Raw genomic sequence first — 23892 nt, 5'->3', positions numbered from 1 at the left:
GAGTGATCCTTTACGAATATCCTTTCAACGAGCGTATCCGGGCCTATCTCAGGCTGGAATATCTTTTCGACAGGTTGTTCTTCTTTGCGCGTGGCGATGACATCCGTCAGCACCAGATCGCAGTCACAACGCTGTTCGACATTCTCGAAACCTGCGAACGCACCGACGTGAAAAGCGCGGTGCTGCAAGATATGGAGCGCCAGCGCACGGCCCTGGCCGGCCTGCGCGAGCATCCCGACGTGGCCCTGGATGCGCTGGACGACATGCTGCGCGAAATGGAGCGTGCCGCCGGTGCGCTGTCGGCCCAGGGCAAGACCGGGCAGGCGTTGCGCGAGAACGAATGGCTGGTCAGCCTGCGCGGCCGGCTGGCCGTGCCGGGCGGCGCCACCCAGGTCGACATGCCGTCCTACCATGCCTGGCAGCACAAGCCGGCCGAGGTGCGCCATGCCGATCTGCAGGCCTGGAGCGCGCCGCTGGTGCCCTTGTTCGATGGCCTGGCCATGGCGATGCGACTGCTGCGCGAATCCGGCCGCAAATCGCCGATGACGGCCGAGCAGGGCGCCTACCAGCAGATGCTGGGCGGCAAGACGCATCAGTTGCTGCGTGTCTGGATCGACCCTGGCCAGGGCGTGTTTCCCGAGATCAGCGCCAACAAGTACATGATCTGGATACGCTTCTCGACCCAGGACGGCGAACTGAAGCCGCAGCCGGTCGCGCGCGAAGTCCCGTTCCAGCTATCCCTGTGCTCGGTCTGAACGACGCCTTTTCCTGCTGTGGAACGCCGTTTCGCCTTCCGGGCGACGCGGTGCTGTGTTCGGCTTAGGGCCTGTTAACCCTAAAAGGAGCCTCGCACAGCCGGGGAATCGGGCGGCATGCGTCGTTGCGCAGGCCTTGCGTGGATTGACCACGCGGCGGCCCGCACGCCTAGCCTGCCGCCCGATTCCCCGGCTGCCCGGAGGGTGCGAACAGAAACGTACGCCTGTCTGCGTTGCGAATGCTCGCCGTGGCACCACCACGGCTGCGCTTCGCGCCTTGCCATCCGCACGTTTCTGTTCGCATGCGAGGCTCCTTTTAGGGTTAACAGGCCCTGGGCTGAATCGACATTCAGCCTGGCGGCGAACCAAACGGTCCGCCGCGGGTCGGACCCGATTCCTGTTGCGTTTTATTTCAGACGGTCGTCGCCTGGCGTCGCTCTGTTGGACAATAGCGCCACTCGTCGTTCACGCCGGATGTCCCATGCCTGAGATTCACCCCGCCCCCGCGCCGCGCCGAAAGCGCCGCCTGCTCGTGACCGTCGTGGTCATCCTGGCCGCCGCCGCCTTGTTGTGGTGGTTCCTGCGGCCGGCAGGGACGACCGGCGGTTCAGGCCAGGCCGGTCGGCGCGGCCCGATGGCGGGCGGCTCGGCCTTCATGGCCGATCTGCCGGTGCCGGTCAAGATAACCGCCGCGCGCAGCCAGCAGATCGAGGTGATCCTGCGGGCGCTGGGCACCGTCACCGCCTACAACACGGTCACCGTGCGCAGCCGGGTCAGCGGCGAGCTGGTCAAGGTGGCCTTCCAGGAAGGCCAGACGGTGAAGGCGGGTGAACTGCTGGCGCAGGTGGATCCCCGCCAGTTCCAGGTGGCGCTGGACCAGGCCCAGGGCACCTTGCAGCAGAACCGCGCGCAGCTCGAGAATGCCAGGCGCGACCTGCAGCGCTATCAGGCGCTGTTCAAGCAGGATTCCATCGCCAGGCAGCAACTGGACACGCAGGCCGCGCTGGTGCGCCAGTACGAAGGCACGATCAAGAGCAACCAGGCGGCGGTCGACGACGCCAAGCTGCAACTGGATTATTCGCGCATCACCGCGCCCATCGGTGGCCGGCTGGGCCTGCGCCAGGTGGACCAGGGCAACCTGGTGTCCAGCAGCGACACCAATGGCGTGGTGGTCATCACCCAGACGCAGCCCATCTCGGTGCTGTTCACCCTGCCGGAAACCCAATTGCCGCAGGTGCTGGCGCAACTGCGCGCCGGCAGCACGCTGCGGGTCGAAGCCTACGACCGCGCCGATACCACGCGCCTGGCGACCGGCCAGCTCGAAACCGTGGACAACCAGATCGACATCACCACCGGCACGGTCAAGCTCAAGGCGCGTTTCGACAATACCGACCAGTCCCTGTTCCCCAACCAGTTCGTCAATGCGCGGCTGCTGGTCGAAACGCGGTCACAGGTCACCGCCATTCCCACCGCGGCCGTGCAGCAGGGCTCGGCCGGTTCCTTCGTGTTCGTGGCCAAGGCCGACAACACGGTCGAGGTGCGGCAGGTCGAACTGGGTCCGGTCAATGGCGACTGGGTCGCGGTCAACAAGGGCATGCAGCCCGGTGAGAACGTCGTGGTCGAGGGCACCGACCGCTTGCGCGCCGGCGCCAGGATCGACGTGGTGACACCGCAGACGGCCATCCCCGCCACGCCCGGCAGCCAGACCGGCGCCGATGCGCCGGCCCAGGGTCCACGCAACCGCCGCGCCAGGTAAGGGGCCACCGTGAGCCCGTCGCGCCTGTTCATTTTGCGGCCGGTCGCCACGACGCTGTCGATGGTGGCCATCCTGATCGCCGGCCTGATCGCCTACCGCATGTTGCCGGTGTCGGCGCTGCCCGAGGTCGATTACCCCACCATCCAGGTCGTCACGCTATATCCCGGGGCCAGCCCCGACGTGATGACCTCCCTGGTCACCTCGCCACTGGAGCGGCAGTTCGGCCAGATGCCGGGTCTCTCCCAGATGTCGTCCACCAGTTCGGGGGGCGCGTCGGTGATCACCATGCAGTTCAACCTGGCGCTGTCGCTGGACGTGGCCGAGCAGCAGGTGCAGGCGGCCATCAATGCCGCGTCGAACCTGCTGCCCAGCGACCTGCCGGTGCCGCCCACCTACAACAAGGTCAATCCGGCCGATGCGCCGGTGCTGACGCTGGCCATCACCTCGTCCACCATGCCGCTGCCGCAGGTGCGCGACCTGGTCGATACCCGCATGGCGCAGAAACTGTCGCAGATTCCGGGCGTGGGCCTGGTCGGCGTGGCGGGCGGCCAGCGGCCGGCGGTGCGGGTGAAGGTCAACCCGCAGGCGCTGGCCGCGGCGGGCCTCAGCCTGTCCGACCTGCGCACGGCGGTGGTCGGGGCCAACGTCAACCAGCCCAAGGGCAACCTGGACGGTCCGCAGCGTTCGATCACCATCAATGCCAACGACCAGCTGCAATCGCCCACGGCCTACAACGACCTGATCATCGCCTACCGCAACAACGCGCCGCTGCGGCTGTCCGACGTGGGCCGCGCGGTGCAGGGCGCCGAGGACGTGCGCCAGGCGGCCTGGGTGGGCGACAAGCCGGCCATCCTGCTGAACGTGCAGCGCCAGCCGGGCGCCAACGTCATCGACGTGGTGGACCGCATCCAGGCGTTGTTGCCGCAGTTGCGCGCCTCGCTGCCGGCCACCCTGGACGTGACGGTGGTGGCCGACCGCACCCAGACCATCCGCGATTCCGTGACCGACGTGCAGCACGAGATGATGCTCGCCATCGCGCTGGTGGTGATGGTCACTTTCGTGTTCCTGCGCAGTTTCATCGTCACGCTGATTCCCAGCGTGGTGGTGCCGCTGTCGCTGGTGGGCACTTTCGGCGTCATGTATCTGGCCGGGTTCAGCATCAACAACCTGACGCTGATGGCGCTGACGATCGCCACGGGCTTCGTGGTGGACGACGCCATCGTGATGATCGAGAACATCGCCCGCCACATCGAAGAGGGCGAGACGCCCATGGCGGCGGCCCTGAAGGGCGCCAGCCAGATCGGCTTCACGCTGATCTCGCTGACGTTCTCGCTGATCGCCGTGCTGATCCCGCTGCTGTTCATGACCGAGGTGGTGGGCCGGCTGTTCCGCGAGTTCGCCGTGACGCTGGCGGTGGCGATCCTGATTTCGCTGGTGGTGTCGCTGACCTTGACGCCGATGATGTGCGCGCGCCTGCTGCGGCCCGAGTCCGAGCAGAAGCACGGACGCTTCCATCGCGCCACGGGCGCCTTCATCGACGGCATCATCGCGCGCTACGACCGCATGCTGGGCGTGGTGCTGCGCCACCAGCCGCTGACCCTGCTGGTGGCGCTGGGCACCTTCGCGCTGACCGTGCTGCTGTACATGGTGATTCCCAAGGGGTTTTTCCCGCAGCAGGACAGCGGCATGATCCAGGCCATCACGCAGGCGCCGCAGTCGGTGTCCTTCAGGGCCATGGCCGAGCGGCAGGAGGCCGTGGCGCGCCTGGCGATGCAGGACCCAGCCGTGGCGTCGGTGTCGTCCTTCATCGGCGTGGACGGCAGCAACGCCACGCTCAGCGCCGGCCGCATGCAGATCGCGCTCAAGCCGCACGGCGAACGCAGCGACGGCATGCCCGACGTGATCCAGCGCCTGCAGCAGTCGTTCAAGGACGGCCAGAGCGACATGCAGGTCTTCATGCAGCCGGTGCAGGACCTGACCATCGACGATCGGGTGGCGCGCACGCAATACCAGATGACGCTGTCCAATCCCGACCTGGACGTGCTGGCCGAGTGGGTGCCCAAGCTGGTCGAGCGCCTGAACCGCGTGCCCGAACTCAGCGACGTCACGCACGACCTGCAGGACCAGGGCCTGCAGGCCTGGGTCGAGATCGACCGCGACGCGGCGTCGCGCCTGGGCATCACGGCGGCGGCCATCGACGAGGTGCTCTACGACGCCTATGGGCAGCGCCTGATCTCCACCATTTTCACGCAGTCCAACCAGTACCGCGTGGTGCTGGAGGTCGAGCCGCAGTTCGGCAACGGGCCGGGCGCCATCACGCGGCTGCACGTCGCCACGTCCGACGGCCAGCAGGTGCCGCTGTCCAGCGTGGCCAAGGTGATCGAAGGGCGTTCGGTGCTGGCCGTGAACCGGCTCGACCAGTTTCCGATGGTGACGATGTCCTTCAACCTGGCGCACGGCGCATCGCTGTCGGCGGCCGTGCAGGCCATCGCGGCGGCCGAGCAGGAAATCGGCATGCCCGCCAGCATCGAGACCCGCTACCAGGGCGCGGCGCTGGCGTTCCAGAATTCGCTGTCCAGCACGCTGTGGCTGATCCTGGCCGCCATCATCACGATGTACATCGTGCTGGGCGTGCTGTATGAAAGCTACATCCATCCCATCACCATCCTGTCGACGCTGCCGTCGGCGGGCGTGGGGGCGTTGCTGGCGCTGCTGATCAGCGGCAGCGACCTGGACATGATCGGCATCATCGGCATCATCCTGCTGATCGGCATCGTGAAGAAGAACGCGATCATGATGATCGACTTCGCCCTGGACGCCGAACGCAATCGCGGCCTGGCGCCGCGCGAAGCCATCCATGAGGCCGCGCTGCTGCGCTTCCGGCCGATCCTGATGACGACCCTGGCGGCCCTGTTCGGCGCGCTGCCCTTGATGCTGTCCACGGGCACGGGTGCCGAGCTGCGCCAGCCGCTGGGCCTGGTGATGGTGGGCGGCCTGCTGGTCAGCCAGGTGCTGACGCTGTTCACCACGCCGGTCATCTACCTGATGTTCGACCGCCTGTCGCGCGGCGGAAAGCGGACCGATGGCCAGCCGCAGCCGGTGCGCCAGCCATGATCCTGTCCGCGCCCTTCATCCTCCGGCCGGTCGCCACCACGCTGCTGTCCCTGGCGGTGGTGCTGGTGGGCGCGCTGTCCTACTGGCTGCTGCCGGTGGCGCCGCTGCCGCAGGTCGATGTGCCCACCATCTCGGTGTCGGCCAGCCTGCCGGGCGCCAGCCCCGAGACCATGGCGTCCAGTGTGGCCACGCCGCTGGAGCGGTCGCTGGGCAGCATCGCAGGCATCACCGAAATGACGTCGCGCAGCTCGCAGGGCTCCACCCGCGTCACGCTGCAGTTCGACATCTCGCGCGACGTGGACAGCGCGGCGCGCGACGTGCAAGCGGCCATCAATGCCGCGCGCTCGCTGCTGCCGACCAGCCTGCGCAGCAATCCGACGTATCACAAGGCCAACCCGTCGGACGCGCCCATCATGACGCTGGCCTTGACGTCGGGCACGCTGACGCAGGGCAAGCTGTACGACCTGGCCACCACCATCGTGGCGCAGAAGCTGTCGCAGGTGAATGGCGTGGGCGAAGTCACGGTGGGCGGCAGTTCGCTGCCGGCGGTGCGGGTCGACCTGAATCCCGGCGCGCTGTCCAGCCGCGGCGTGTCGCTGGACGAGGTGCGGCAGGCGTTGTCCAACGCCAACGCCAACCGTCCCAAAGGCATGCTGGAAAGCGACCAGTACCACTGGCAGGTGATGGCCAGCGACCAGCTCGATCGCGCCGAACAATACCGGCCGCTGATCGTGGCGTGGCGCAACGGCGCCCCGGTGCGCCTGTCGGACGTGGCCGACGTGCAGGATTCCGTCGAGGACCTGTTCCAGACGGGCTTCTACAACGACCGCCAGGCCATCCTGCTGATCCTGCGGCGCCAGGCCGATGCCAACATCATAGAGACCGTCGACGCGGTGCGCGATCAACTGCCTCAACTGGCGGCGTTCCTGCCCGGCGACGTCAATCTGAGCGTGGCCCAGGACCGCTCGCCCAGTATCCGCGCCTCGCTGCACGAGGCCGAACTGACGTTGGCCATCGCGGTCGGCCTGGTGGTGATGGTGGTGCTGCTGTTCCTGCGGCGCTGGCGCGCCGCGATCATTCCCAGCCTGGCGGTGCCGGTGTCGCTGGTGGGCACCTTCTGCGTCATGTACCTGTGCGGCTACACGCTGAACACCATCTCGCTGATGGCGTTGATCGTGGCCACGGGTTTCGTGGTGGACGATGCCATCGTGGTGCTGGAGAACATCATGCGCCACATCGAGAACGGCGCCTCGCCGATGCGGGCGGCGCTGCGCGGCTCGCGCGAGGTGGGCTTCACGGTGCTGTCCATGAGCCTGTCGCTGATCGCGGTGTTCATTCCCATCCTGCTGATGGGCGGGCTCGTGGGACGCCTGTTCCGCGAGTTCGCGGTCACCCTGTCGGCGTCCATCCTGGTGTCGCTGGTGGTGTCGCTGACGCTGACGCCGATGATGTGTGCGCGCATGCTGCGGGCCGAGCCGCAGCCGGCCGCACCGAAAGACCACGATCCGCCCCGTCCGAATCGCATCAACCGCGTGCTGGATGCCATGATGGGCGGCATGCAGCGCGGCTACGCGCGCAGCCTGGACTGGGCGCTGCGCCACGCCAGGCTGATGATGCTGGTGCTGGTGGCGGCCATCGGCCTGAACGTATACCTGTATACCGCGGTGCCCAAGGGCTTCTTCCCGCAGCAGGATACGGGGCAACTGCTGGGCTTCTTCCGGGCCGACCAGGGCTCGTCGTTCCAGTCCACCGTGCCCAAGCTCGAATACTTCCGCAAGGTGCTGATGCAGGATCCCGCGGTGCAGAGCGTGACGGCCTATGCCGGTGGCCGCGGCGGCAGCAACAGCAGCTTCGTGCAGGTGCAGTTGAAGCCGCTGCAAGAGCGCGGCGTCAACGCCGACACGGTCATCCAGCGCCTGCGGGCGCGTTTGCAACGTGAACCTGGCGCGCGCCTGTTCCTGGTGTCGCAGCAGGACATCCGTGTCGGTGGCCGCGCCAGCCAGGGTTCGTACGACTACGGCCTGATGGCGGGCGACCTGCAACTGCTGCGCACCTGGATGCCGCGGGTGCAGCGTGCGATGGCCGCGCTGCCCGAGCTGACCGACGTGGACGCCGATACCGAGGACAAGGGCCGCCAGGTCGACCTGGTGATCGACCGCGATGCCGCCACGCGCCTGGGCATCAGCATGTCCGCCATTTCGGCGGTGCTGAACAACTCGTTCAGCCAGCGGCAGGTGTCGGTGATGTACGGGCCGCTGAACCAGTACCACGTGGTCATGGGCGTCGACCAGCAGTTCGCGGAGGATCCCGAATCGCTGAAGGACGTGTACGTGATCGGCAGCAACGACCAGCGCATTCCGCTGGCGGCGTTCGCCCGCTACGAGGTCGGCAATGCGCCGTTGAGCGTGCAGCACCAGGGGCTGTTCGTGGCCGACTGGATATCGTTCAGCCTGGCGCCCGGCGTGTCGCTGGGGCAGGCCACCGCGGCCATCGACGCGGCCGTGGCGCGTATCGGCCTGCCGTCCGACCAGATCCAGGCGGGTTTCCAGGGTAGCGCGGCCGAGTTGCAGAAGACGCTGGCGCAGCAGCCCTGGCTGATCCTGGCGGCGCTGGTCACCATGTACATCGTGCTGGGCATTCTTTACGAAAGCCTGGTGCACCCGCTGACCATTCTGTCGACCCTGCCGTCGGCGGGGCTGGGGGCGTTGCTGGCGCTGATGCTGCTGGGCAGCGAGTTCACGCTGATCGCGCTGATCGGGGTGTTCCTGCTGATCGGCATCGTGAAGAAGAACGCCATCATGATGGTGGACTTCGCGCTCGAGGCCGAGCGACGGCGCGATCTGCCGCCCCGCCAGGCCATCTACGAAGCCTGCCTGACGCGCTTTCGCCCCATCATGATGACCACCCTGGCCGCCATCTTCGGTGCGCTGCCGCTGATGATGGCGACCGGCCCTGGCGTGGAGATGCGCCGTCCGCTGGGCATCACCATCGTGGGCGGCCTGGTGCTCAGCCAGGTCCTGACGCTCTACACCACCCCCGTGGTCTACCTGTTCCTCGATCGATTCCGCCTGTGGGCCGCGCGTCGCCGTGGCCAAAGGGTGGATCCTCACGTATCCCATCCATGATTCGAGTTCTCAGTCATCGTCTTTCCGGTCTGACCTTGCGCCGCAGCGCGGCGCTGCTATGCCTGGCGCTGTCGGCCTGCGCGGTCGGGCCGGATTACCAGCGTCCTGCCATCGACGTGGGGGTGGGCTACAAGGAGGGTCAAGAGCAGGTGCCAGGCTGGAAGCCCGCCCATCCGCGCGACGACGCGCAACGCGGCCAGTGGTGGACGGTGTATGGCGACGCGGTGCTGGACGGCCTGATGCAGCAGCTGAACACGGCCAACCAGGACGTGGCGGTGGCCGAGGCCAACTACCGGCAGGCGCAGGCGCTGGTGCAGGGCGCGCGCGCCGGCTTCTTCCCCACCATCGGCGCCAGCTCGGGTGTGACGCGCTCGGGCGGCGGCGGGGCCTCGGTCGGCAATCAGTATTCGCTGACGGGCACCGTCAGTTGGGAGGCCGACGTGTGGGGCCGCCTGCGCCGTGGGCTCGAGGCCAGCCGCGCCAGCGCCCAGGCTTCCGCCGCCGATCTCGCCGCCACGCGTCTCAGCTCGCAGGCCGCGCTGGCGCAGAACTATTTCCAGTTGCGCGTGCAGGATGAGCAGAAGCGCCTGCTGGAAGCGACCATCGCGGCCTATGAGCGCTCGCTGCAACTGACGCGCAACCGCTACGACGCCGGCGTGGCGGGCAAGTCGGACGTGGCGGTGGCGACGTCGCAACTGGAGAACGCCCGGGCCCAGTCCGTCGACCTGGATTGGCAGCGCGGCCAGTTGGAGCACGCGATTGCCGTGCTGACCGGCCAGCCGCCATCGCGTTTCTCGCTGCCTTCGCAGCCGTTCGCGCAACAGTTGCCCGAGATCCCCGTCGGCCTGCCGTCCGCGCTGCTGGAACGCCGGCCGGACGTGGCCTCGGCCGAGCGCCGCGCCGCGGCGGCCAACGCGCAGATCGGCGTGGCGGAGTCGGCCTGGTTTCCCGACCTGACCCTGTCGGCCAGCGGAGGATTCCGCAATGGTTCGTTCGCCGACTGGCTGACGGCGCCGGCGCGCTTCTGGTCGCTGGGCCCGTCGCTGGCGCTGACGCTGTTCGACGGCGGCGCGCGCGACGCGCAGGTCGACCAGGCCCGCGCGGCCTACGATGCGCAGGCCGCGTCGTACCGCCAGTCGGTGCTGACCGCGCTGCGCGAGGTCGAGGATTATCTGGTGCAGTTGCGTGTGCTGGGCCAGGAGCAGGAGGTGCAGGCGCGCGCGCTGGAGGCCTCGCGCGAATCGCTGCGCCTGATCCGCAACCAGTACGAGCAGGGCATGGTCGATTTCCTGGATGTGGCCACGTTGCAGACCACGGCGCTGAGCGCCGAGCGCTCGGCGTTGTCCCTGGTCGGCAGCCGCCTGGTCGCCAGCGTGCAACTGATCGCGGCGCTGGGTGGAGGCTGGGAAGGGTTGCCTGAGCAGTGACGGCCGTGGCGTAGCGTGGTGGTGGGGCCACCGGTGGTGCGTTGCGTGGCCCGACCCGAGCTGCGGGCATGCAAGGCCCTTGTACGTAGCGTTGCGCGGGATCGAAACATCCCACTTCGTGCCCGGAATGCCGGCTTCGTGGATAGAGTGGAGATCTGGTTTTTCCACTGCGCACCTCGATGACCCGGCACGACGCCTCCTACAAGCTGCTGTTTTCCCACCCCGAGATGATCCAGGCCCTGTTGCAGGGGTTCGTGGGCGAACCTTGGATCGCGCAGCTGGATTTTTCCTCGATCGAGAAAGTGCCGGTGTCGTTCGTCACCGACGACCGGCGCGCCCGCCTGGGCGATCTGGCTTGGCGTATCAAAGGCGGCGACCGGTGGCTTTACGTCTATGTGCTGCTCGAATTCCAGTCGTCCGTCGAGCCGCGCATGGCGCTGCGGATGATGGCGTATCTGGCCTTGTTCTATCAGGATCTGGCGCGCCAGCGGGCCGTGGGCCCGGGCGAACTGTTGCCGCCCGTACTGCCGCTGGTGCTGTACAACGGCGAGTCCGCGTGGCACGCCGTTCAGGACGTGGCGCAGTTGATCGCGCCGTTGCCGGGGGAGTCGGCCGCGTATCGCCCTGCGTTGCGCTATTGCCTGGTCGACCAGCAGCGTTGGATACGTGACGGACATCCGGCGGCCGGCAATCTGGCCGCTGCGTTTTTTCAGCTGGAGCGCAGCCGTACCCCCGAGGAGATAGGCCATGCGCTGACCGTGTGGCTCGAGTGTGCGCCTCGGTCTGATTTTTCAGGTTTGCACCGTGATTTGGTCCGATGGTTGCGGCATTCCCTGCTACCTGCCCGTATGCCCGGTGCTAGGATTCCCGAGCTGAACGATATACAGGAGGCGCGCGCCATGCTTTACGACACCGTGAAGGGCTGGACGCAGGATTGGTTGCGGGATGGCTTGAAGCAAGGAAATCGGGAAGGACGCCAAGCGATATTGGGTCAGCAGCTCGTCCACCGGTTTGGCCCATTGCCTGCGGATGTGCAACAACGCGTGGCGCGGGCACAAGCTCCAGACCTCGACCGCTGGGCACTATCCATGTTGTCTGCGTCCACGCTGGACGACGTCTTCGCCGAACCGGCCGCCTGATCCGACAAGCGGCCGGTATCCCGGCTACAGCAACCCGCGTATCGCCGCGATGCCATGTGCGCCATGGCGGCGCGCTTCGATCCGCGTGGACTCGGACTGCCCTCCCAACGCAAACACCGGCAGGCCCGCATCGCGGCTGGCTTCGGTGAAACCCTTCCACCCGATGCCGGGTTGATCGGGGTGCGACGGCGTGGCAAGCACATGACCCAGTACGGCAAAATCCGCACCCAGTTCACGGGCACGCACCACTTCCGCATGGTCGTGCGCGGATACGCCTACCAGGGCACTGCCGGGCAAGTCGGGGCGGGCGCTCGATGCCGCGGCATCCGATGCGCGCAGATGCGCGCCGTCGGCCTCCGGCCACCAGTCCGAAGGATGCACGCTGTTCACCAGCACCCGGGCGCCCGCGGCATGGCAGCGCGCCACCACCGTTTGCAGCGCCTGATGCAACGTGTCAGCCGCCGCGCCGCCGGGCCATTGCGGTTCGCGCAACTGCACCAGTTTCAAGCCCTGGGCCAACGCGCCCTCCAGGCGCACCAGGAAGGCCGGCAGCCCATCGGGCCCGCCGATGCTGCTGATGCCATAGGACGTCGGCAGCGTCAGCCAGCGCAGCGGCGGCAGGGTGGCCGGCAGCAGATCGCCGACCACGCCGGCATGGGCCGGGTCCACCCATTCCAGCCGCTGGTTCTCCAGGCTGCGCGGTTCTCCTTCCCAACCGGTGACCTGGCAGAAGGACAGGCGCACCGTGGTCTGCGGATAGGCGTGCACGTACGTCACCCAGGGCCAGGCCTCGGTGACGCGGATGCCGATCTCTTCCTGCAACTCGCGCGCCAGGGCTTGCAACACGGTTTCGCCGGGCTCCAGCTTGCCGCCGGGCAGTTCCCACCAGCCCGACCACGGTTTGCCTTCGGGACGCTGTCCCAGCAGCAGTTGGCCGTCGGGACGCAGGATCAGGCCGGCAGCGACGTCGATGATCCGGTCGGTCCTGCCGGGCAGCGGAGCGTTCCTGTCTTCAGACATGCCGTGCCGCCCAATCCCGTGCGAACTGATAGGCCACCCGGCCCGAACGCGAGCCGCGTTCCAGCGCCCATTGCAGCGCCTCGGCGCGGCAGGGGGCGATCTGGTCGGCGGGGCAGTTCAGCTCGCGCAGCCAGTGGTGCACGATGTCCAGGTAGTCGTCCTGCTTGAACGGATAGAACGACAGCCACAGGCCGAAGCGTTCGGACAGCGAGATCTTTTCCTCGACGGTTTCGCCGGGGTGGATCTCGCCGTCGGGCTGGTGCCTGGCCTGCAGGTTCTCGCTCATGTATTCCGGCATCAGGTGGCGCCGGTTGGACGTGGCGTAGATCAGCACGTTGTCGCCCGCTGCCGAGACCGAGCCGTCCAGCACCGATTTCAGCGCCTTGTAGCCGGCCTCGCCTTCCTCGAAGGACAGGTCGTCGCAGAACACGATATAGCGTTCGGCGCGGCCGGCTACCAGTTCGACGATGTCGGACAGGTCGCCCAGGTCGGACTTGTCGACCTCGATCAGCCGCAGGCCCTGGTCGCCGTAGGCGGCGAGCATGGCCTTGACCAGCGAGCTCTTGCCGGTGCCGCGCGCGCCGGTCATCAGCACGTTGTTGGCCGGCTTCTTCTGCAGGAACTGCCGCGTATTGCGGTCGATGACGTCCTTCTGGCGCTCGATGTGCTGCAGGTCGCCCATGTCGATGCGCGCGATGTGGCGCACGGCATCGAGCCAGCCGCGCGCGCCCCGCTTGCGCCAGCGGTAGGCGTGCGCGGTCCAGTCGATTTCGGGGGGCGCGGCGGGCAGCCAGGCTTCCAGTTGCGCCAGCACGCGTTCGGCCCGCGCCAGCAGGCGGACCATGTCGGGGGAAGACGAATCCATCGCGATTACGAGCGGTAGTCGGCGTTGATGCTGACGTAGTCGTGCGAGAAGTCGCAGGTGTAGACGGTGTCGCTCACCTTGCCGCGGCCCAGCGCGATGCGCACCAGGATTTCCGCTTCCTTCATGACGCGCTGGCCGTCCGCCTCTTGGTAGGACGGGTTGCGGCCGCCGTCGGCGGCCACCAGCACGTCGCCCAGCCACAGGCGGATGCCCGAGACGTCCAGGTCGTCGATGCCGGCGTAGCCGATGGCGGCCAGGATGCGGCCCAGGTTGGGATCGGAGGCGAAGAACGCGGTCTTGACCAGCGGCGAGTGCGCCACCGAGTAGGCCACCTTCAGCGCCTCGTCGGTGCTGCCGGCTTCCTCGACGCGGATCGTCATGAACTTGGTGGCGCCCTCGGCGTCGCGCACGATCTTCTGCGCCAGGTCGGCGGCCGCTTCGGTCAGGGCGGCGACGACCGCAGCGTAGGCCGGATCGGATTCGGAGGACACGGTCACGCCCGACTTGCCGGTGGCGATCAGGATGAACGAGTCGTTGGTGGAGGTGTCGCCGTCGACCGTGATGCGGTTGAACGACTGGTCGGCGATCTGCACGGCCAGCTTGCGCAGCAGCGGCTGGGCGATGGCGGCGTCGGTGGCCAGGAAGCTCAGCATGGTGGCCATGTTGGGCCGGATCATGCCGGCGCCCTTGCTGATGCCGGTGAAGGTGACGGTCTTGCCATCGGCCTGGATCCGGCGCGAGTGGATCTTGGGCAGCGTGTCGGTGGTCATGATGCCGTGCGCGGCATTGAACCACTGGTCGGGCGACAGCGCGGCGATCGCGCCGGGCAGGCCGGCCTTCAGGCGGTCCACGGGCAGCGGCTCGAGGATGACGCCCGTGGAGAACGGCAGGATCTGTTCGGCGGGCAGGCCCAGCAGGTCGGACAGCGCGGCGCAGGTGTCCTTGGCGCGCTGCAGGCCGTCGGCGCCGGTGCCGGCGTTGGCGTTGCCCGTGTTGATGACCAGCGCGCGGATCGCGCCGCCCGACGAGGCCAGGTGCGTTTCGCACACCTGCACGGGCGCGGCGCGGAAGCGGTTGCGCGTGAACACGCCGGCGACGGCGCTGCCTTCGGCCAGGCGGAAGACGGTCAGGTCACGGCGGCCCGCCTTGCGGATGCCCGCCTCGGTGACGCCGATCTCGACACCGGCGACGGGGAAAATTTCGGATTCGGAGGGGATCTGCAGATTGACGGCCATGGTTCGGGAACTCGCTGGTGGATAGCCGCCGAGGCGGCTGCCGGCGACATAGCCTTCTATTATCCACCGCCTGGGGCGCTCTCCAAATGACGGGTCGCGGGCGAGTCCCTTGCGCCGCTCAGTCCCAGGCCGGCGCCAGCCCGTCCGGATCGACCAGGCGCTCGCCGCGCTCCAGCGCCGCGATGCGCGCCATGTCGTCCGCGTCCAGCCGCAAGCCGGTCGCCAGCAGGTTGCTGGCCAGGTTCTCGGGCTTGGTCGAGGACGGGATCACCGCGTAGCCCTGCTGCAGGGCCCAGGCCAGCGCGACCTGCGCGGGCGTGGCCTGATGGCGCCGGGCGATCTCGATGATGGCGGGTTCCTGCACGATCCTGCCGTAGGCCAGGGTCATGTACGAGGTGATGGCGATGCCCTGCTCGCGGGCGAATCCGGCCACCCGGCGGTTCTGCAGATAGGGATGCAGTTCGACCTGGTTGGTGGCGATGGCGTCCGCGCCCACGGCATCGATGGCCTGGCGCATCAGGTCCACCGTGAAGTTCGATACGCCGATGGCGCGCGTCAGCCCCTGGTCGCGGGCGTCGCGCAGCGCGGCCATGTAGTCGGCCACGGGCACGGCGCCGCCCGGCGACGGCCAGTGGATCAGCACCAGATCGGCGCGGTCGGTGCGCAGCCGGGCCAGGCTGTCGCGCAGGCTGTCGGCCAGGCGCGTGCGGGACAGGTTCTCGGTCCAGATCTTGGTGGTCAGGAACAGTTCGTCGCGAGGCACGCCGCTGTCGGCGATGGCCTGGCCGATCTCGGCCTCGTTGCCGTAGATCTGCGCGGTGTCGATGGCCCAGTAGCCCAGTTGCAGTGCGTGGCGTACCGAGTCGATGACGGCCTGGCCCTGCAGGCGGAAGGTGCCCAGGCCGAGAGGGGGAATAGAGAAAGACATGGCTGTGATATTTCCGGTGAAGTCCAGGCCTCGCAGTGTGCCGGGCTTATCTTTGCGGAATAAGAGGGTGGCAGGCCAATGACTTTTGACTCGAGAGCAAAGATCTGGCGCAGCGCGCGGGCCGGGTGTGTATGCTGGCGGCTCGTGTGCGGTCCCGTGGATACGCTGGCAGGCAGCACGCCAGCCGTGGGCATGGCGACGTATCCAGGGGGGCCCACGAGCGCCGGGCGCGGTCCCGGCGTCCATCCATTCATACGAGGAGCATCACATGGATCTGGGCATTGCCGGCCGTTGGGCCGTGGTGTGCGCGGCCAGCAAGGGGCTGGGCAAGGGGTGTGCGGCCGCGCTGGCACGCGAGGGCGTCAACCTGGTCATCAACGCGCGCGGCGCGGACGCGCTGAACGAGACCGCGGACGAACTGCGCGCGTTGAACGCCGGCATCGAGGTACGCAGCGTGGTGGGCGACGTGACGCAGGAATCGGTGCGGCAGGCGCTGCTGGCCGCGGCGCCGCAGGTCGATATCCTGGTCAACAACGCGGGCGGCCCGCCGCCCGGCGACTTCCGCGACTGGAAACAGGACGATTGGCTGGCTGCCTTGCAGGCCAACATGCTGACGCCCATCGAACTGATACGCGCCACCGTGGACGGCATGGCCGAGCGCGGCTTCGGACGCGTGGTCAACATCACCTCGGGCGCGGTCAAGGCGCCGATCGACGTGCTGGGCCTGTCCAACGGCGCACGCAGCGGACTGACCGGCTTCGTGGCGGGCGTGGCGCGTCAGCCCCGCCTGGCGGGCCGCAACGTCACGCTGAACAACCTGCTGCCCGGCCCGTTCGACACCGACCGGTTGCGCAAGGCATTTTCGGCGCCGGGCCAGCGCGAGAAGCGCCTGGCCACCATTCCGATGGGGCGCTTCGGCGATGCCGACGAATTCGGCGCGGTGTGCGCCTTCCTGTGCAGCGTGCATGCCGGCTACATGACGGGGCAGAATGTGCTGCTGGACGGCGGCGCGTATCCGGGAACGTTCTGAATGTGCGAAAGGGTGTTGCCGGGCCGGTCTGCAACCGCACGGCGATGCTGTTCCCGGCCGTCCGCACGGACGGCCGACGTTTTCTGCCTCAGGGCGCCAGTTGCATCGACGGCACGTCCAGCACGCCCGCATCGCGATTGCTGAGCACCGCGCGCACGGTGCCATCCGGCCCCTGCAGCACCGAATTGCCCGTTGCGATGTCGGGCTGGCCCGCGCGCAGGGCCGCGCGGCCGCGTGGCGGGCTGAACAGCAGGTCGCCTTCCTCGGCGCCGCGCACGCCCGCCGCGCTGGCAGCGCGGGTGCCGGCGGGATAGGTGACCTCACCCAGCCGCAGTTCCTGCGCCAGCAGGCCTTCGAATTTCAGTACCTGGTGCTGGCTGTCGACCATGACGTCGGCCTTCAGCAGCGACAGGCCCGAGATGGCGGCCGGCTCGCTGCCGTCGGTGCGCAGCAGCCAGCGCTGCGGCATGGTCTGGCGCATGTCCAGCCAGGTGCCGGTGGGCAGGGGCAGGTTGCCCACGGTATTGCCCGACGCCAGATGGCAACTGTCGAAGCGCGGCCGCCCGTCTTCCATGACCAGTTCGACGCGGTGGGCGCGCGAGCAGCGCCAGCCGCCATGAATCGTCTGGTCGGTGGGGATCGCCACCGACCAGCTTTCGCCCGCCGCGCCGATGGGATGCTGTGCGCGGCGGTAGCGGAACAGTTGCCTGGCCTGCAGGCCGCCCACTTCCACCAGCACGGGGAAGTCGGCCTGGACGAAGGAGTCGGGATCGCCCGGCGTGGCCAGGCGCAGTTCGGTGCCGGCTGGCATATCGACGCCAGCCAGCTTGCGGGCGGTGTCGAGCACGGCGCGGCGCGCCTGTTCCTCGCGGGCCTCGCGCTGGACGGTCAGCCACTGGCTGATGTGCTGATAGGGGAAGATGCCGCCGGTGATGGCCAGCACCGCCATCATGGCGGGGCCCAGGCGGCGGTGGTCGCGCATCCACAGGCGGGCACGCCGGTTCAGCGCCAGGCGGGCGAGCCAGGTCAGCAGCGTGCTCAGGCAGATCAGCGAGACTGCCATCGACGCGTAATAGTTGCCGCCAGGAATCGAGACCGGAATCATGGCGGCAATTATGCGCCATTCCAGGGGCGGGCTATCGCTCTTGCGTGCGCTGGGCGACCACTTGCAGTTTCAGTTCGCCCAGCGCCTTGAACAGGGCGTTGCGGCTGGCGTCGGGCAGGCCGTCGAACATGCCCTTGACCCAGCTTTCGTGGGCGCGCGCCATGCGGGCGAAGGTCTTCTTGCCCAGCGGCGTGAGTTTCAGCACCGAACTGCGCCGGTCGGTTTCGACCTTGGTGCGCACCACCAGGCCTTCGGATTCGAGCTGGTCGGTGATGCCGGTGATGTTGCCGTTGGTCACCATCATGTGGCGCGACAGCTCGCCCATCTTCATGCCCTTGGGCGCGCGCTGCAATTGCGCCATCAGGTCGAAGCGCGGCAGCGTGGTGTCGAATTCGGTGCGCAGGCGGCCGCGGATCTCGGTCTCGATCAGGTTGCAGCAGGTCAGCATGCGCAGCCACAGCCGCAACGCGTGGTGGTCGTCGGGGGCGGCGCGGGTTTCGAGGTCAGGAGCGTCGGTCATGGGGCGGTACGGGAAGAAAAGGGGCGGCCCGTATCGGGCTGGCCCGTTCGGGACAGGCCCATCTGGTCGAACATGGCCTGGGCCAGCAGGCTGCCGGGGCGGCCCAGGTCGAGCACGATGTCGAAATGGTTCAGGCCGGGCGCGGGCACGTAGCGGCCGGGAAAGCCGCGCGCCTGCCAGGCATGCAGGTAGTCGTTGCTCTGGCGCTTGAATTCGTCGGTCTCGTTCTCGCCGTAGCTGACCACGATGGGGCAGCCGTGGGCGGGCGCGAGGCGGCCGGGGCTGTTGCGCGCGGCATCGGCCGGCGTCATGCGCATCCATTGGTTGATGTGGGTGTGCACCAGCGGCGTCAGGTCGTACAGGCCGGACAGCAGCAGCGCGCCCTTGATGGCATCGCCGGGCAGGCCCAGCTCGCGTTGCCAGCCGCCTGCCAGCAGCATGCCGCACAGGTGGCCGCCCGCCGAACTGCCGCCGACGTGCAGGCGGGCGGGATCGCCGCCGTGCGTGGCGATGTTGCGATGGACCCAGGCCACCGCGCGGCGCACCTGGTCGACGATGCGGTCCAGCGTGACGGCCGGCGCCAGCGAATAGTTGACGGCCACCACCACGGCGCCCGCGAGCGTGAAAGCGGGCGCCATCGAGCTGGAATCGTCCTTGCCCAGCGCGCGCCAGTAGCCGCCGTGGAGGTAGATGAAGACCGGCGCGGGGCATCCCGGCGCGGGGAGGCCCCGCGCGGCGGGAAACACGTCGAGCGTTTCATCGGTATGGTCGCCATACGCCAGGTTCAGTGCGCACGGCAGTGTGTCGCGCGCCTGGCGGCTTTCGTTGGCGTATTGCTTGAGTATCGATTCGACGTGCGGTACTGTCGCGCGTGCGTTGTATTGCACATCCAATGTGGCGGCGTCGAACTGGCGATGGACGAGGCTCATGGTTGGGGCAAACCCTAGGCTTGTTTTGCTCGATACTTTAAACCTAAACTATGCCGCACGCCAGTTGATTTCTCGTCCGCAACACCGGCCGCGCGGTGGCATGGATGACGGGCTCGGCGACACGATCGCAGTCGAACGCTTCAGAACAAAACCCAAGCAGCGCGCCGCGCCAGGAGTTCCCCGCATGCGTATCCTTTCCCTCGTCGTGGCCGCCGCCGCGCTCGTTCCCGTCATTTCCCACGCCGACCCCATCAAGGTCGGCATCGCCAACGACATCTCCGGCCCGTTCGCGGCGCTGGGCGCCGAGGCGCGCGATGGCTTCAACCTCGCCATCAAGCAGCTGGGCGGCAAGCTGGGCGGCCAGCCGGCCGAGTTCCTGCAGACCGACATGGGCGGCAACCCCGAGCAGGCCCGCCAACTGGCCACGCGCTACATCCAGCGCGAGAAGGTCGACTTCTTCACCGGCCCCATCGGCTCGAACGTGGCGCTGGCCGTGGGACCTGCGCTGTTCGCCGCCAAGATCCCGTACCTGTCGAACAATCCCGGCCCCAGCCAATACGCGGGCGCCCAGTGCAACAAGTTCTGGTTCGGCACCACCTACCAGAACGACGCCTTCCACGAAGTGGCCGGCAAGGTCGCGGCCGACCGCGGCTACAAGAAGATGTTCATCATCGCGCCCGACTATCCCGCGGGCAAGGATGCGCTGACCGGCTTCAAGCGCGGCTACAAGGCCGACGTGGCGCAAGAGCGCTACACCAAGCTGGGCCAGATCGATTACGCGGCCGAACTGGCCGAGGTGCGCGCCGCCGCGCCCGACGCGGTCTACATCTTCCTGCCCGGCGGCATGGGCATCAACTTCGTCAAGCAGTTCGTGGCCGCGGGCCTGTCGCAGAACATCGCGCTGGTCGGCCCGGGCTTTTCGGCCGACGAGGACGTCATCCCTGCCGTGGGCGAGCCGATGATCGGCATGGTCAACACCGCGCAATGGGCACATGACCTGGACGTGCCGCGCAACAAGCAGTTCGTCGACGCCTTCCGCAAGGAATACAACGGCCGCTATCCCTCGGTGTACGCGGCGCAGGCCTACGACGTCATCATGGCGATGGATGCCGCCGTCAAGCAGGCGGGCGGCAAGGCCGGCGACCGCGACGCCATCGTCGCCGCGCTGGAAAAGGCCGACTTCCCTTCGGTGCGCGGCGCATTCACCTACGGCAGGAACCACTATCCCATCCAGGCCTACTACGCCCGCCAGGTGGGCAAGGACGCCCAGGGCCGCATCACCAACAAGTTGATCGGCAAGGTGTACGACAAGCACCAGGACGTCTACGTGGGCGAGTGCAAGCTCTGATTTTGCGGTAGCAGCACGGCGCGGCGCCACGACGCCGCGCCGATCGACCGCGGGCGCGCGACGCCCGCGGCACAGGGGAAGTCGATGACGTATACGCTGATCGCCGAGCAGTTGCTGAACGGTCTGCAGTTCGGGTTGATGCTGTTCCTGATCGCCGCCGGCCTGACGCTGGTCTTCGGCATCATGGACATCATGAACCTGGCGCATGGTTCGCTGTACATGGCGGGCGCCTATGTGGCGGCCGAGACCATGCAGCGCACGGGCTCGTTCACCGCGGCGGTCATCGTGGCCGCGCTGGCCACGGGCGTGGTGGGGGCCGTGCTGGAACTGGCGCTGATCCGCCGCCTGGCGGTGCGCGATCACCTGGCCCAGGTGCTGGGCACCTTCGCCATCCTGCTGATCGCCAACGACCTGGTCAAGATGATCTGGGGCCCCGCTCCGGTGATGCTGAACACGCCGGCGGCGCTGTCCGGTCCGGTGCGTCTGCTGCCCGACCTGATGTATCCCGCGTATCGCCTGCTGATCATCGGCCTGGGTCTGGCCGTGGCCGTGGGCCTGTACGGGTTCGTCACGCGCACCCGCGCCGGCGTGCTGGTGCGGGCCGGCGCATCCAACCGGCAGATGGCCACGCTGATGGGCGTGCGCGTGCCCTTGCTGTTCCTGGGCGTGTTCGCGCTGGGCGCCATGCTGGCTGCGCTGGCCGGTGCGCTGCTGGGGCCGGTGACGGCCGTGCAGGTCGGCATGGGCGAGGAAATCCTGATCCTGGTGCTGGTCTGCATCGTCATCGGCGGCATCGGCTCGATACGCGGCGCCTTCGCCGGCGCGCTACTGGTGGGCATGGTCGATACGGCCGGCCGCGCCTTTCTGCCCACGCTGCTGCGCAGCTTCTTTCCGCCCGACGTGGCCTCCGGCGTGGGGCCCACGCTGGCCGCCATCGGCATCTACGTGCTGATGGCCGGGGTGCTGGTGTTCCGGCCCTCGGGCCTGTTCCCGGCGCGCGGCTGATCCCGAGATCCGACATGACCCACCGTTCACTGCTCTGGACCGGGCTGTTCCTGCTGGCGCTGGCGGCGTTTCCGCTGGTGGCGCCGCTGTTCGACCTGGATTTCTATGTCTCGTTCGTGCGCCGCATCCTGATCTACGCGCTGGCCGCCACCAGCCTGAACCTGGTGCTGGGCTATGGCGGCATGGTCGCGCTGGGACACGCCGCCTTCCTGGGGGCCGGGGCGTACGCCGTGGGCATCCTGGGGGTGTCCGGCGTCACCTCGGCGCTGGTGGCCTGGCCTGCCGCCATGTTGCTGGCGGGCGGCCTGGCCGTGCTGACCGGCGCGGTCTCGCTGCGCACGCGCGGGGTGTACTTCATCATGATTACGCTGGCGTTCGCGCAGATGCTCTATTACGTCTTCATCTCGCTGCGCCAGTACGGCGGCGAGGACGGCCTGAACCTGCCGGGCTATTCCACGCTGCCCGGCCTGGACCTGGCCAACGACCGCGCGTTCTATTACCTGGTGCTGGGGGTGTTCGTGCTGCTGCTGTGGGGGTTCGGCAAGCTGGTGAACTCGCGCTTCGGCACCGCGCTGCAGGGCATCCGCGAGAACGAATCACGGATGGAAGCCCTGGGTTACCCGGTCTATCGCATGAAGCTGGCGGCGTTCGGCCTGAGCGGCGCGGCGGCCGGCCTGGCGGGCGCGCTGCTGGCCAATCACAATCTGTTCATCTCGCCCAGCCTGATGCATTGGACCCAATCGGCCAACCTGCTGATCATGGTGCTGGTGGGCGGCGTCGGGCTGCGCTATGGCGGCGTGGTGGGGGCGGTGGTCATGCTGGTGCTGGAAGAGGTGTTGAAGATGTGGACGGAATACTGGCACCTGCCGCTGGGCATCCTGCTGCTGGCCGTGGTGTTCGGCGCCCCGCGCGGCCTGGCCGGCCTGCTGGGACCGTGGTTCACGGGCCGCGCCGCCAGGCAGGCCGTGCCCGCCGCCCGGAGCCGCCCATGACGGCCGCCGCCGATTTCATGCCAGCCCTGCAGGCCGAGGGACTGGTCAAGCGCTTCGGCGCGCTGCTGGCCACCGACCATGTCTCGCTGACGCTGCGTCCCGGCGAGATCCACGCGCTGATCGGCCCGAACGGCGCGGGCAAGTCGACCTTGATCCATCTGCTGTCCGGCACCCTGCCGGCCGATGCGGGCACGCTGACCGTGGCCGGCGCCGACGTCAGCGGCATGAACGGCCACCAGCGCGTGGCCGCCGGCCTGTCGCGCTCGTACCAGATCACCAATATCTTCAAGTCGTTCAGCGTGCTGGACAACCTGTTGCTGGCCGTGCAGGCGCATGCGGGCAGCAGTTTCCGGTTCTGGCGGGCCCGCGGCCGCGAAGAGGCGCTGTACGAGCAGGCCCGCGCGCTGGCGCGGCAGTGCGCGCTGGATGCCGCGCTGCTGGAGCGCCCCGCGGGCACCTTGCCGCACGGCGAGCAGCGCAAGCTGGAGTTCGCCCTGGCGCTGGCCGCGCGTCCCAAGGTGCTGCTGCTGGACGAGCCCATGGCCGGCATGGGCCCCGACGAAACCCTGCGGCTGGCCGACCTGATCGACAGCCTGCGCGGCGAGGCGGCCATGCTGCTGGTCGAGCACGACATGCAGGCGGTGTTCCGGCTGGCCGACCGCATCTCGGTGCTGGTGTATGGCCGCGTCATCGCCACCGGCACGCCGGACGAGATACGCGCCAATCCCGAGGTGCGCCAGGCCTATCTGGGCGACGACGAAACCGTGGAGGAAGCATGATGCTGGAACTGCGTGGCATCGCCAGCGGCTACGGTCCCAGCCAGGTGCTGTTCGGCGTCGACCTGAGCATCGGCGCCGGGCAGGTGGTGACCCTGCTGGGCCGCAACGGCATGGGCAAGACCACGCTGCTGCGCACCTTGTTCGGCCAGTTGCCGCTGCGCGGCGGCAGCGTGCGGTTCTGCGGCCAGGACATCGGTGGCTGGAGCCCCGACCGCATCGCGCGCACCGGCCTGGCCATCGTGCCGGAGGGGCGGCAGTGCTTTCCCAACCTGACGGTGCGCGAGCACCTGACCGCCTTCGTCGCGGCGCGCAATCCCGACATCGGCCGGCCCTGGACGCCCGAACGCGTGTTCGAACTGTTTCCGCGCCTGGGCGAGCGCGCCCGCAACATGGGCAACCAGTTGTCCGGCGGCGAGCAGCAGATGCTGGCCATCGGCCGCGCGCTGGTCACCAACCCGCGCCTGCTGGTGCTGGACGAGGCCACCGAAGGGTTGGCGCCGCGTATCCGCGAAGAAATCTGGACCTGCCTGGCCACCCTGCGCGAAGCGGGGCAGACCATCCTGGTCATCGACAAATACGTCGAGCGCCTGCTGGCCCTGGCCGACCGGCACGTCATTCTCGAACGCGGCAAGGTGGTCTGGACGGGCGACTCCGGCCAACTGGATGCCGACCGGGAGATCTGGACCCGTTATTTAGGCGTCTGACCTGAATGTCGGCGGGCCGGCCACGGCCAATGTAAACGTTGTCAGATTGATACCGACCTTTCACTTTTTGAGGTCTAATTGCCGCTGTCCGTTTAGAATTTCGCATCTTCAGCGGC

At 68.1% G+C, this 23892-nt stretch carries 19 protein-coding genes; 12 read left to right on the top strand and 7 right to left on the bottom strand.

Translation table 11 applies throughout. The features are described 5' to 3' along the window. The first annotated feature begins 2 nt into the window (after positions 1–2). The 6 genes from zapD (at position 3) to A7W11_RS19635 (ending at position 11316) form a co-directional block, all read left to right on the top strand. Complete coding sequence (zapD, locus tag A7W11_RS19660; RefSeq protein WP_066417567.1) at positions 3–755, top strand: cell division protein ZapD; 753 nt, start codon at positions 3–5, stop codon at positions 753–755. A gap of 481 nt (positions 756–1236) precedes the next feature. Then, the gene (locus tag A7W11_RS19655) at positions 1237–2511 is read left to right on the top strand and encodes an MdtA/MuxA family multidrug efflux RND transporter periplasmic adaptor subunit (protein WP_066417560.1); all 1275 of its coding nucleotides are present in this window, start codon (positions 1237–1239) and stop codon (positions 2509–2511) included. A gap of 9 nt (positions 2512–2520) precedes the next feature. Next, the gene (locus A7W11_RS19650) at positions 2521–5625 is read left to right on the top strand and encodes an MdtB/MuxB family multidrug efflux RND transporter permease subunit (protein ID WP_066417557.1); all 3105 of its coding nucleotides are present in this window, start codon (positions 2521–2523) and stop codon (positions 5623–5625) included. Then, on the top strand, positions 5622–8750 hold the full coding sequence (locus A7W11_RS19645; protein WP_066417554.1) for a multidrug efflux RND transporter permease subunit: 3129 nt from the start codon (positions 5622–5624) through the stop codon (positions 8748–8750). Before A7W11_RS19650 ends, A7W11_RS19645 begins: the two co-directional genes overlap by 4 nt. Further along, on the top strand, positions 8747–10177 hold the full coding sequence (locus A7W11_RS19640) for an efflux transporter outer membrane subunit (protein ID WP_066417552.1): 1431 nt from the start codon (positions 8747–8749) through the stop codon (positions 10175–10177). Before A7W11_RS19645 ends, A7W11_RS19640 begins: the two co-directional genes overlap by 4 nt. A gap of 179 nt (positions 10178–10356) precedes the next feature. Continuing rightward, positions 10357–11316, top strand: a complete 960-nt coding sequence (locus A7W11_RS19635) for an Rpn family recombination-promoting nuclease/putative transposase (RefSeq protein WP_066417550.1) — start codon at positions 10357–10359, stop codon at positions 11314–11316. A gap of 24 nt (positions 11317–11340) precedes the next feature. Here A7W11_RS19635 and A7W11_RS19630 read toward each other — a convergent pair whose 3' ends face one another. The 4 genes from A7W11_RS19630 to dkgB form a co-directional block, all read right to left on the bottom strand. Beyond that, positions 11341–12336, bottom strand: coding sequence for a Nudix family hydrolase (locus tag A7W11_RS19630; RefSeq protein WP_066417548.1), 996 nt, complete (start codon positions 12334–12336; stop codon positions 11341–11343). Further along, positions 12329–13201 carry an ATP-binding protein gene (locus A7W11_RS19625; RefSeq protein ID WP_066417544.1) on the bottom strand — a complete coding sequence of 291 codons (873 nt, stop codon included), beginning with the start codon at positions 13199–13201 and terminating at the stop codon, positions 12329–12331. The genes A7W11_RS19630 and A7W11_RS19625 overlap by 8 nt, the downstream gene beginning before the upstream one ends. A 5-nt stretch (positions 13202–13206) precedes the next feature. Further along, positions 13207–14436 (bottom strand): bifunctional glutamate N-acetyltransferase/amino-acid acetyltransferase ArgJ, encoded by a 1230-nt coding sequence (gene argJ / locus A7W11_RS19620; protein WP_066417534.1) that lies wholly within the window; start codon positions 14434–14436, stop codon positions 13207–13209. 118 nt (positions 14437–14554) lie between these two features. Beyond that, the gene (gene dkgB, locus A7W11_RS19615; RefSeq protein ID WP_066417531.1) at positions 14555–15364 is read right to left on the bottom strand and encodes a 2,5-didehydrogluconate reductase DkgB; all 810 of its coding nucleotides are present in this window, start codon (positions 15362–15364) and stop codon (positions 14555–14557) included. A gap of 268 nt (positions 15365–15632) precedes the next feature. On the opposite strand from dkgB, the gene A7W11_RS19610 reads away from it, so the two are divergent. Next, positions 15633–16394, top strand: a complete 762-nt coding sequence (locus tag A7W11_RS19610) for an SDR family oxidoreductase (protein WP_066417528.1) — start codon at positions 15633–15635, stop codon at positions 16392–16394. 88 nt (positions 16395–16482) lie between these two features. Here the strand turns inward: A7W11_RS19610 and A7W11_RS19605 are convergent, their stop codons facing one another. The 3 genes from A7W11_RS19605 to A7W11_RS19595 are packed head-to-tail and all read right to left on the bottom strand — an operon-like array spanning position 16483 to position 18948. Further along, positions 16483–17499, bottom strand: coding sequence for a hypothetical protein (locus A7W11_RS19605; RefSeq protein WP_066417525.1), 1017 nt, complete (start codon positions 17497–17499; stop codon positions 16483–16485). A gap of 31 nt (positions 17500–17530) precedes the next feature. After that, entirely contained in the window at positions 17531–18019 is a 489-nt protein-coding gene (locus A7W11_RS19600; protein ID WP_066417522.1) for a MarR family winged helix-turn-helix transcriptional regulator, read from the bottom strand. After that, a complete protein-coding gene (locus tag A7W11_RS19595; RefSeq protein ID WP_066417519.1) occupies positions 18016–18948 on the bottom strand; it encodes an alpha/beta hydrolase in 933 nt (310 codons plus the stop codon). Before A7W11_RS19595 ends, A7W11_RS19600 begins: the two co-directional genes overlap by 4 nt. Positions 18949–19132: 184 nt before the next feature. Between A7W11_RS19595 and A7W11_RS19590 the strand changes: the two genes are divergently transcribed. The 5 genes from A7W11_RS19590 (at position 19133) to A7W11_RS19570 (ending at position 23776) form a co-directional block, all read left to right on the top strand. Further along, positions 19133–20296 (top strand): ABC transporter substrate-binding protein, encoded by a 1164-nt coding sequence (locus A7W11_RS19590; protein ID WP_066417517.1) that lies wholly within the window; start codon positions 19133–19135, stop codon positions 20294–20296. A gap of 84 nt (positions 20297–20380) precedes the next feature. Then, a complete protein-coding gene (locus tag A7W11_RS19585) occupies positions 20381–21301 on the top strand; it encodes a branched-chain amino acid ABC transporter permease (RefSeq protein WP_066417516.1) in 921 nt (306 codons plus the stop codon). Positions 21302–21315: 14 nt separating this feature from the next. Continuing rightward, on the top strand, positions 21316–22293 hold the full coding sequence (locus tag A7W11_RS19580) for a branched-chain amino acid ABC transporter permease (RefSeq protein WP_066417514.1): 978 nt from the start codon (positions 21316–21318) through the stop codon (positions 22291–22293). After that, on the top strand, positions 22290–23072 hold the full coding sequence (locus A7W11_RS19575) for an ABC transporter ATP-binding protein (RefSeq protein ID WP_066417511.1): 783 nt from the start codon (positions 22290–22292) through the stop codon (positions 23070–23072). The genes A7W11_RS19580 and A7W11_RS19575 overlap by 4 nt, the downstream gene beginning before the upstream one ends. After that, complete coding sequence (locus tag A7W11_RS19570; protein ID WP_066417509.1) at positions 23072–23776, top strand: ABC transporter ATP-binding protein; 705 nt, start codon at positions 23072–23074, stop codon at positions 23774–23776. Before A7W11_RS19575 ends, A7W11_RS19570 begins: the two co-directional genes overlap by 1 nt. The last annotated feature ends 116 nt before the right edge of the window (positions 23777–23892 follow it).

The sequence above is a fragment of the Bordetella ansorpii genome, assembly GCF_900078315.1.
Taxonomy (GTDB): domain Bacteria; phylum Pseudomonadota; class Gammaproteobacteria; order Burkholderiales; family Burkholderiaceae_B; genus Bordetella; species Bordetella ansorpii.
This window is presented reverse-complemented; position numbering and strand designations above follow the sequence as displayed.

Excerpts from the sequence above, each read along its gene's own strand:
- argJ (WP_066417534.1), bottom strand. The coding sequence starts at position 14,436 with ATGGCCGTCAATCTGCAGATCCCCTCCGAATCCGAAATTTTCCCCGTC.
- A7W11_RS19645 (WP_066417554.1), top strand. The coding sequence starts at position 5,622 with ATGATCCTGTCCGCGCCCTTCATCCTCCGGCCGGTCGCCACCACGCTG.
- A7W11_RS19570 (WP_066417509.1), top strand. The coding sequence starts at position 23,072 with ATGCTGGAACTGCGTGGCATCGCCAGCGGCTACGGTCCCAGCCAGGTG.
- A7W11_RS19610 (WP_066417528.1), top strand. The coding sequence starts at position 15,633 with ATGGATCTGGGCATTGCCGGCCGTTGGGCCGTGGTGTGCGCGGCCAGC.
- A7W11_RS19590 (WP_066417517.1), top strand. The coding sequence starts at position 19,133 with ATGCGTATCCTTTCCCTCGTCGTGGCCGCCGCCGCGCTCGTTCCCGTC.
- A7W11_RS19630 (WP_066417548.1), bottom strand. The coding sequence starts at position 12,336 with ATGTCTGAAGACAGGAACGCTCCGCTGCCCGGCAGGACCGACCGGATC.
- A7W11_RS19595 (WP_066417519.1), bottom strand. The coding sequence starts at position 18,948 with ATGAGCCTCGTCCATCGCCAGTTCGACGCCGCCACATTGGATGTGCAA.
- A7W11_RS19580 (WP_066417514.1), top strand. The coding sequence starts at position 21,316 with ATGACCCACCGTTCACTGCTCTGGACCGGGCTGTTCCTGCTGGCGCTG.
- A7W11_RS19605 (WP_066417525.1), bottom strand. The coding sequence starts at position 17,499 with ATGATTCCGGTCTCGATTCCTGGCGGCAACTATTACGCGTCGATGGCA.
- A7W11_RS19585 (WP_066417516.1), top strand. The coding sequence starts at position 20,381 with ATGACGTATACGCTGATCGCCGAGCAGTTGCTGAACGGTCTGCAGTTC.
- dkgB (WP_066417531.1), bottom strand. The coding sequence starts at position 15,364 with ATGTCTTTCTCTATTCCCCCTCTCGGCCTGGGCACCTTCCGCCTGCAG.
- A7W11_RS19575 (WP_066417511.1), top strand. The coding sequence starts at position 22,290 with ATGACGGCCGCCGCCGATTTCATGCCAGCCCTGCAGGCCGAGGGACTG.
- A7W11_RS19600 (WP_066417522.1), bottom strand. The coding sequence starts at position 18,019 with ATGACCGACGCTCCTGACCTCGAAACCCGCGCCGCCCCCGACGACCAC.
- A7W11_RS19655 (WP_066417560.1), top strand. The coding sequence starts at position 1,237 with ATGCCTGAGATTCACCCCGCCCCCGCGCCGCGCCGAAAGCGCCGCCTG.
- A7W11_RS19635 (WP_066417550.1), top strand. The coding sequence starts at position 10,357 with ATGACCCGGCACGACGCCTCCTACAAGCTGCTGTTTTCCCACCCCGAG.
- A7W11_RS19640 (WP_066417552.1), top strand. The coding sequence starts at position 8,747 with ATGATTCGAGTTCTCAGTCATCGTCTTTCCGGTCTGACCTTGCGCCGC.
- A7W11_RS19625 (WP_066417544.1), bottom strand. The coding sequence starts at position 13,201 with ATGGATTCGTCTTCCCCCGACATGGTCCGCCTGCTGGCGCGGGCCGAA.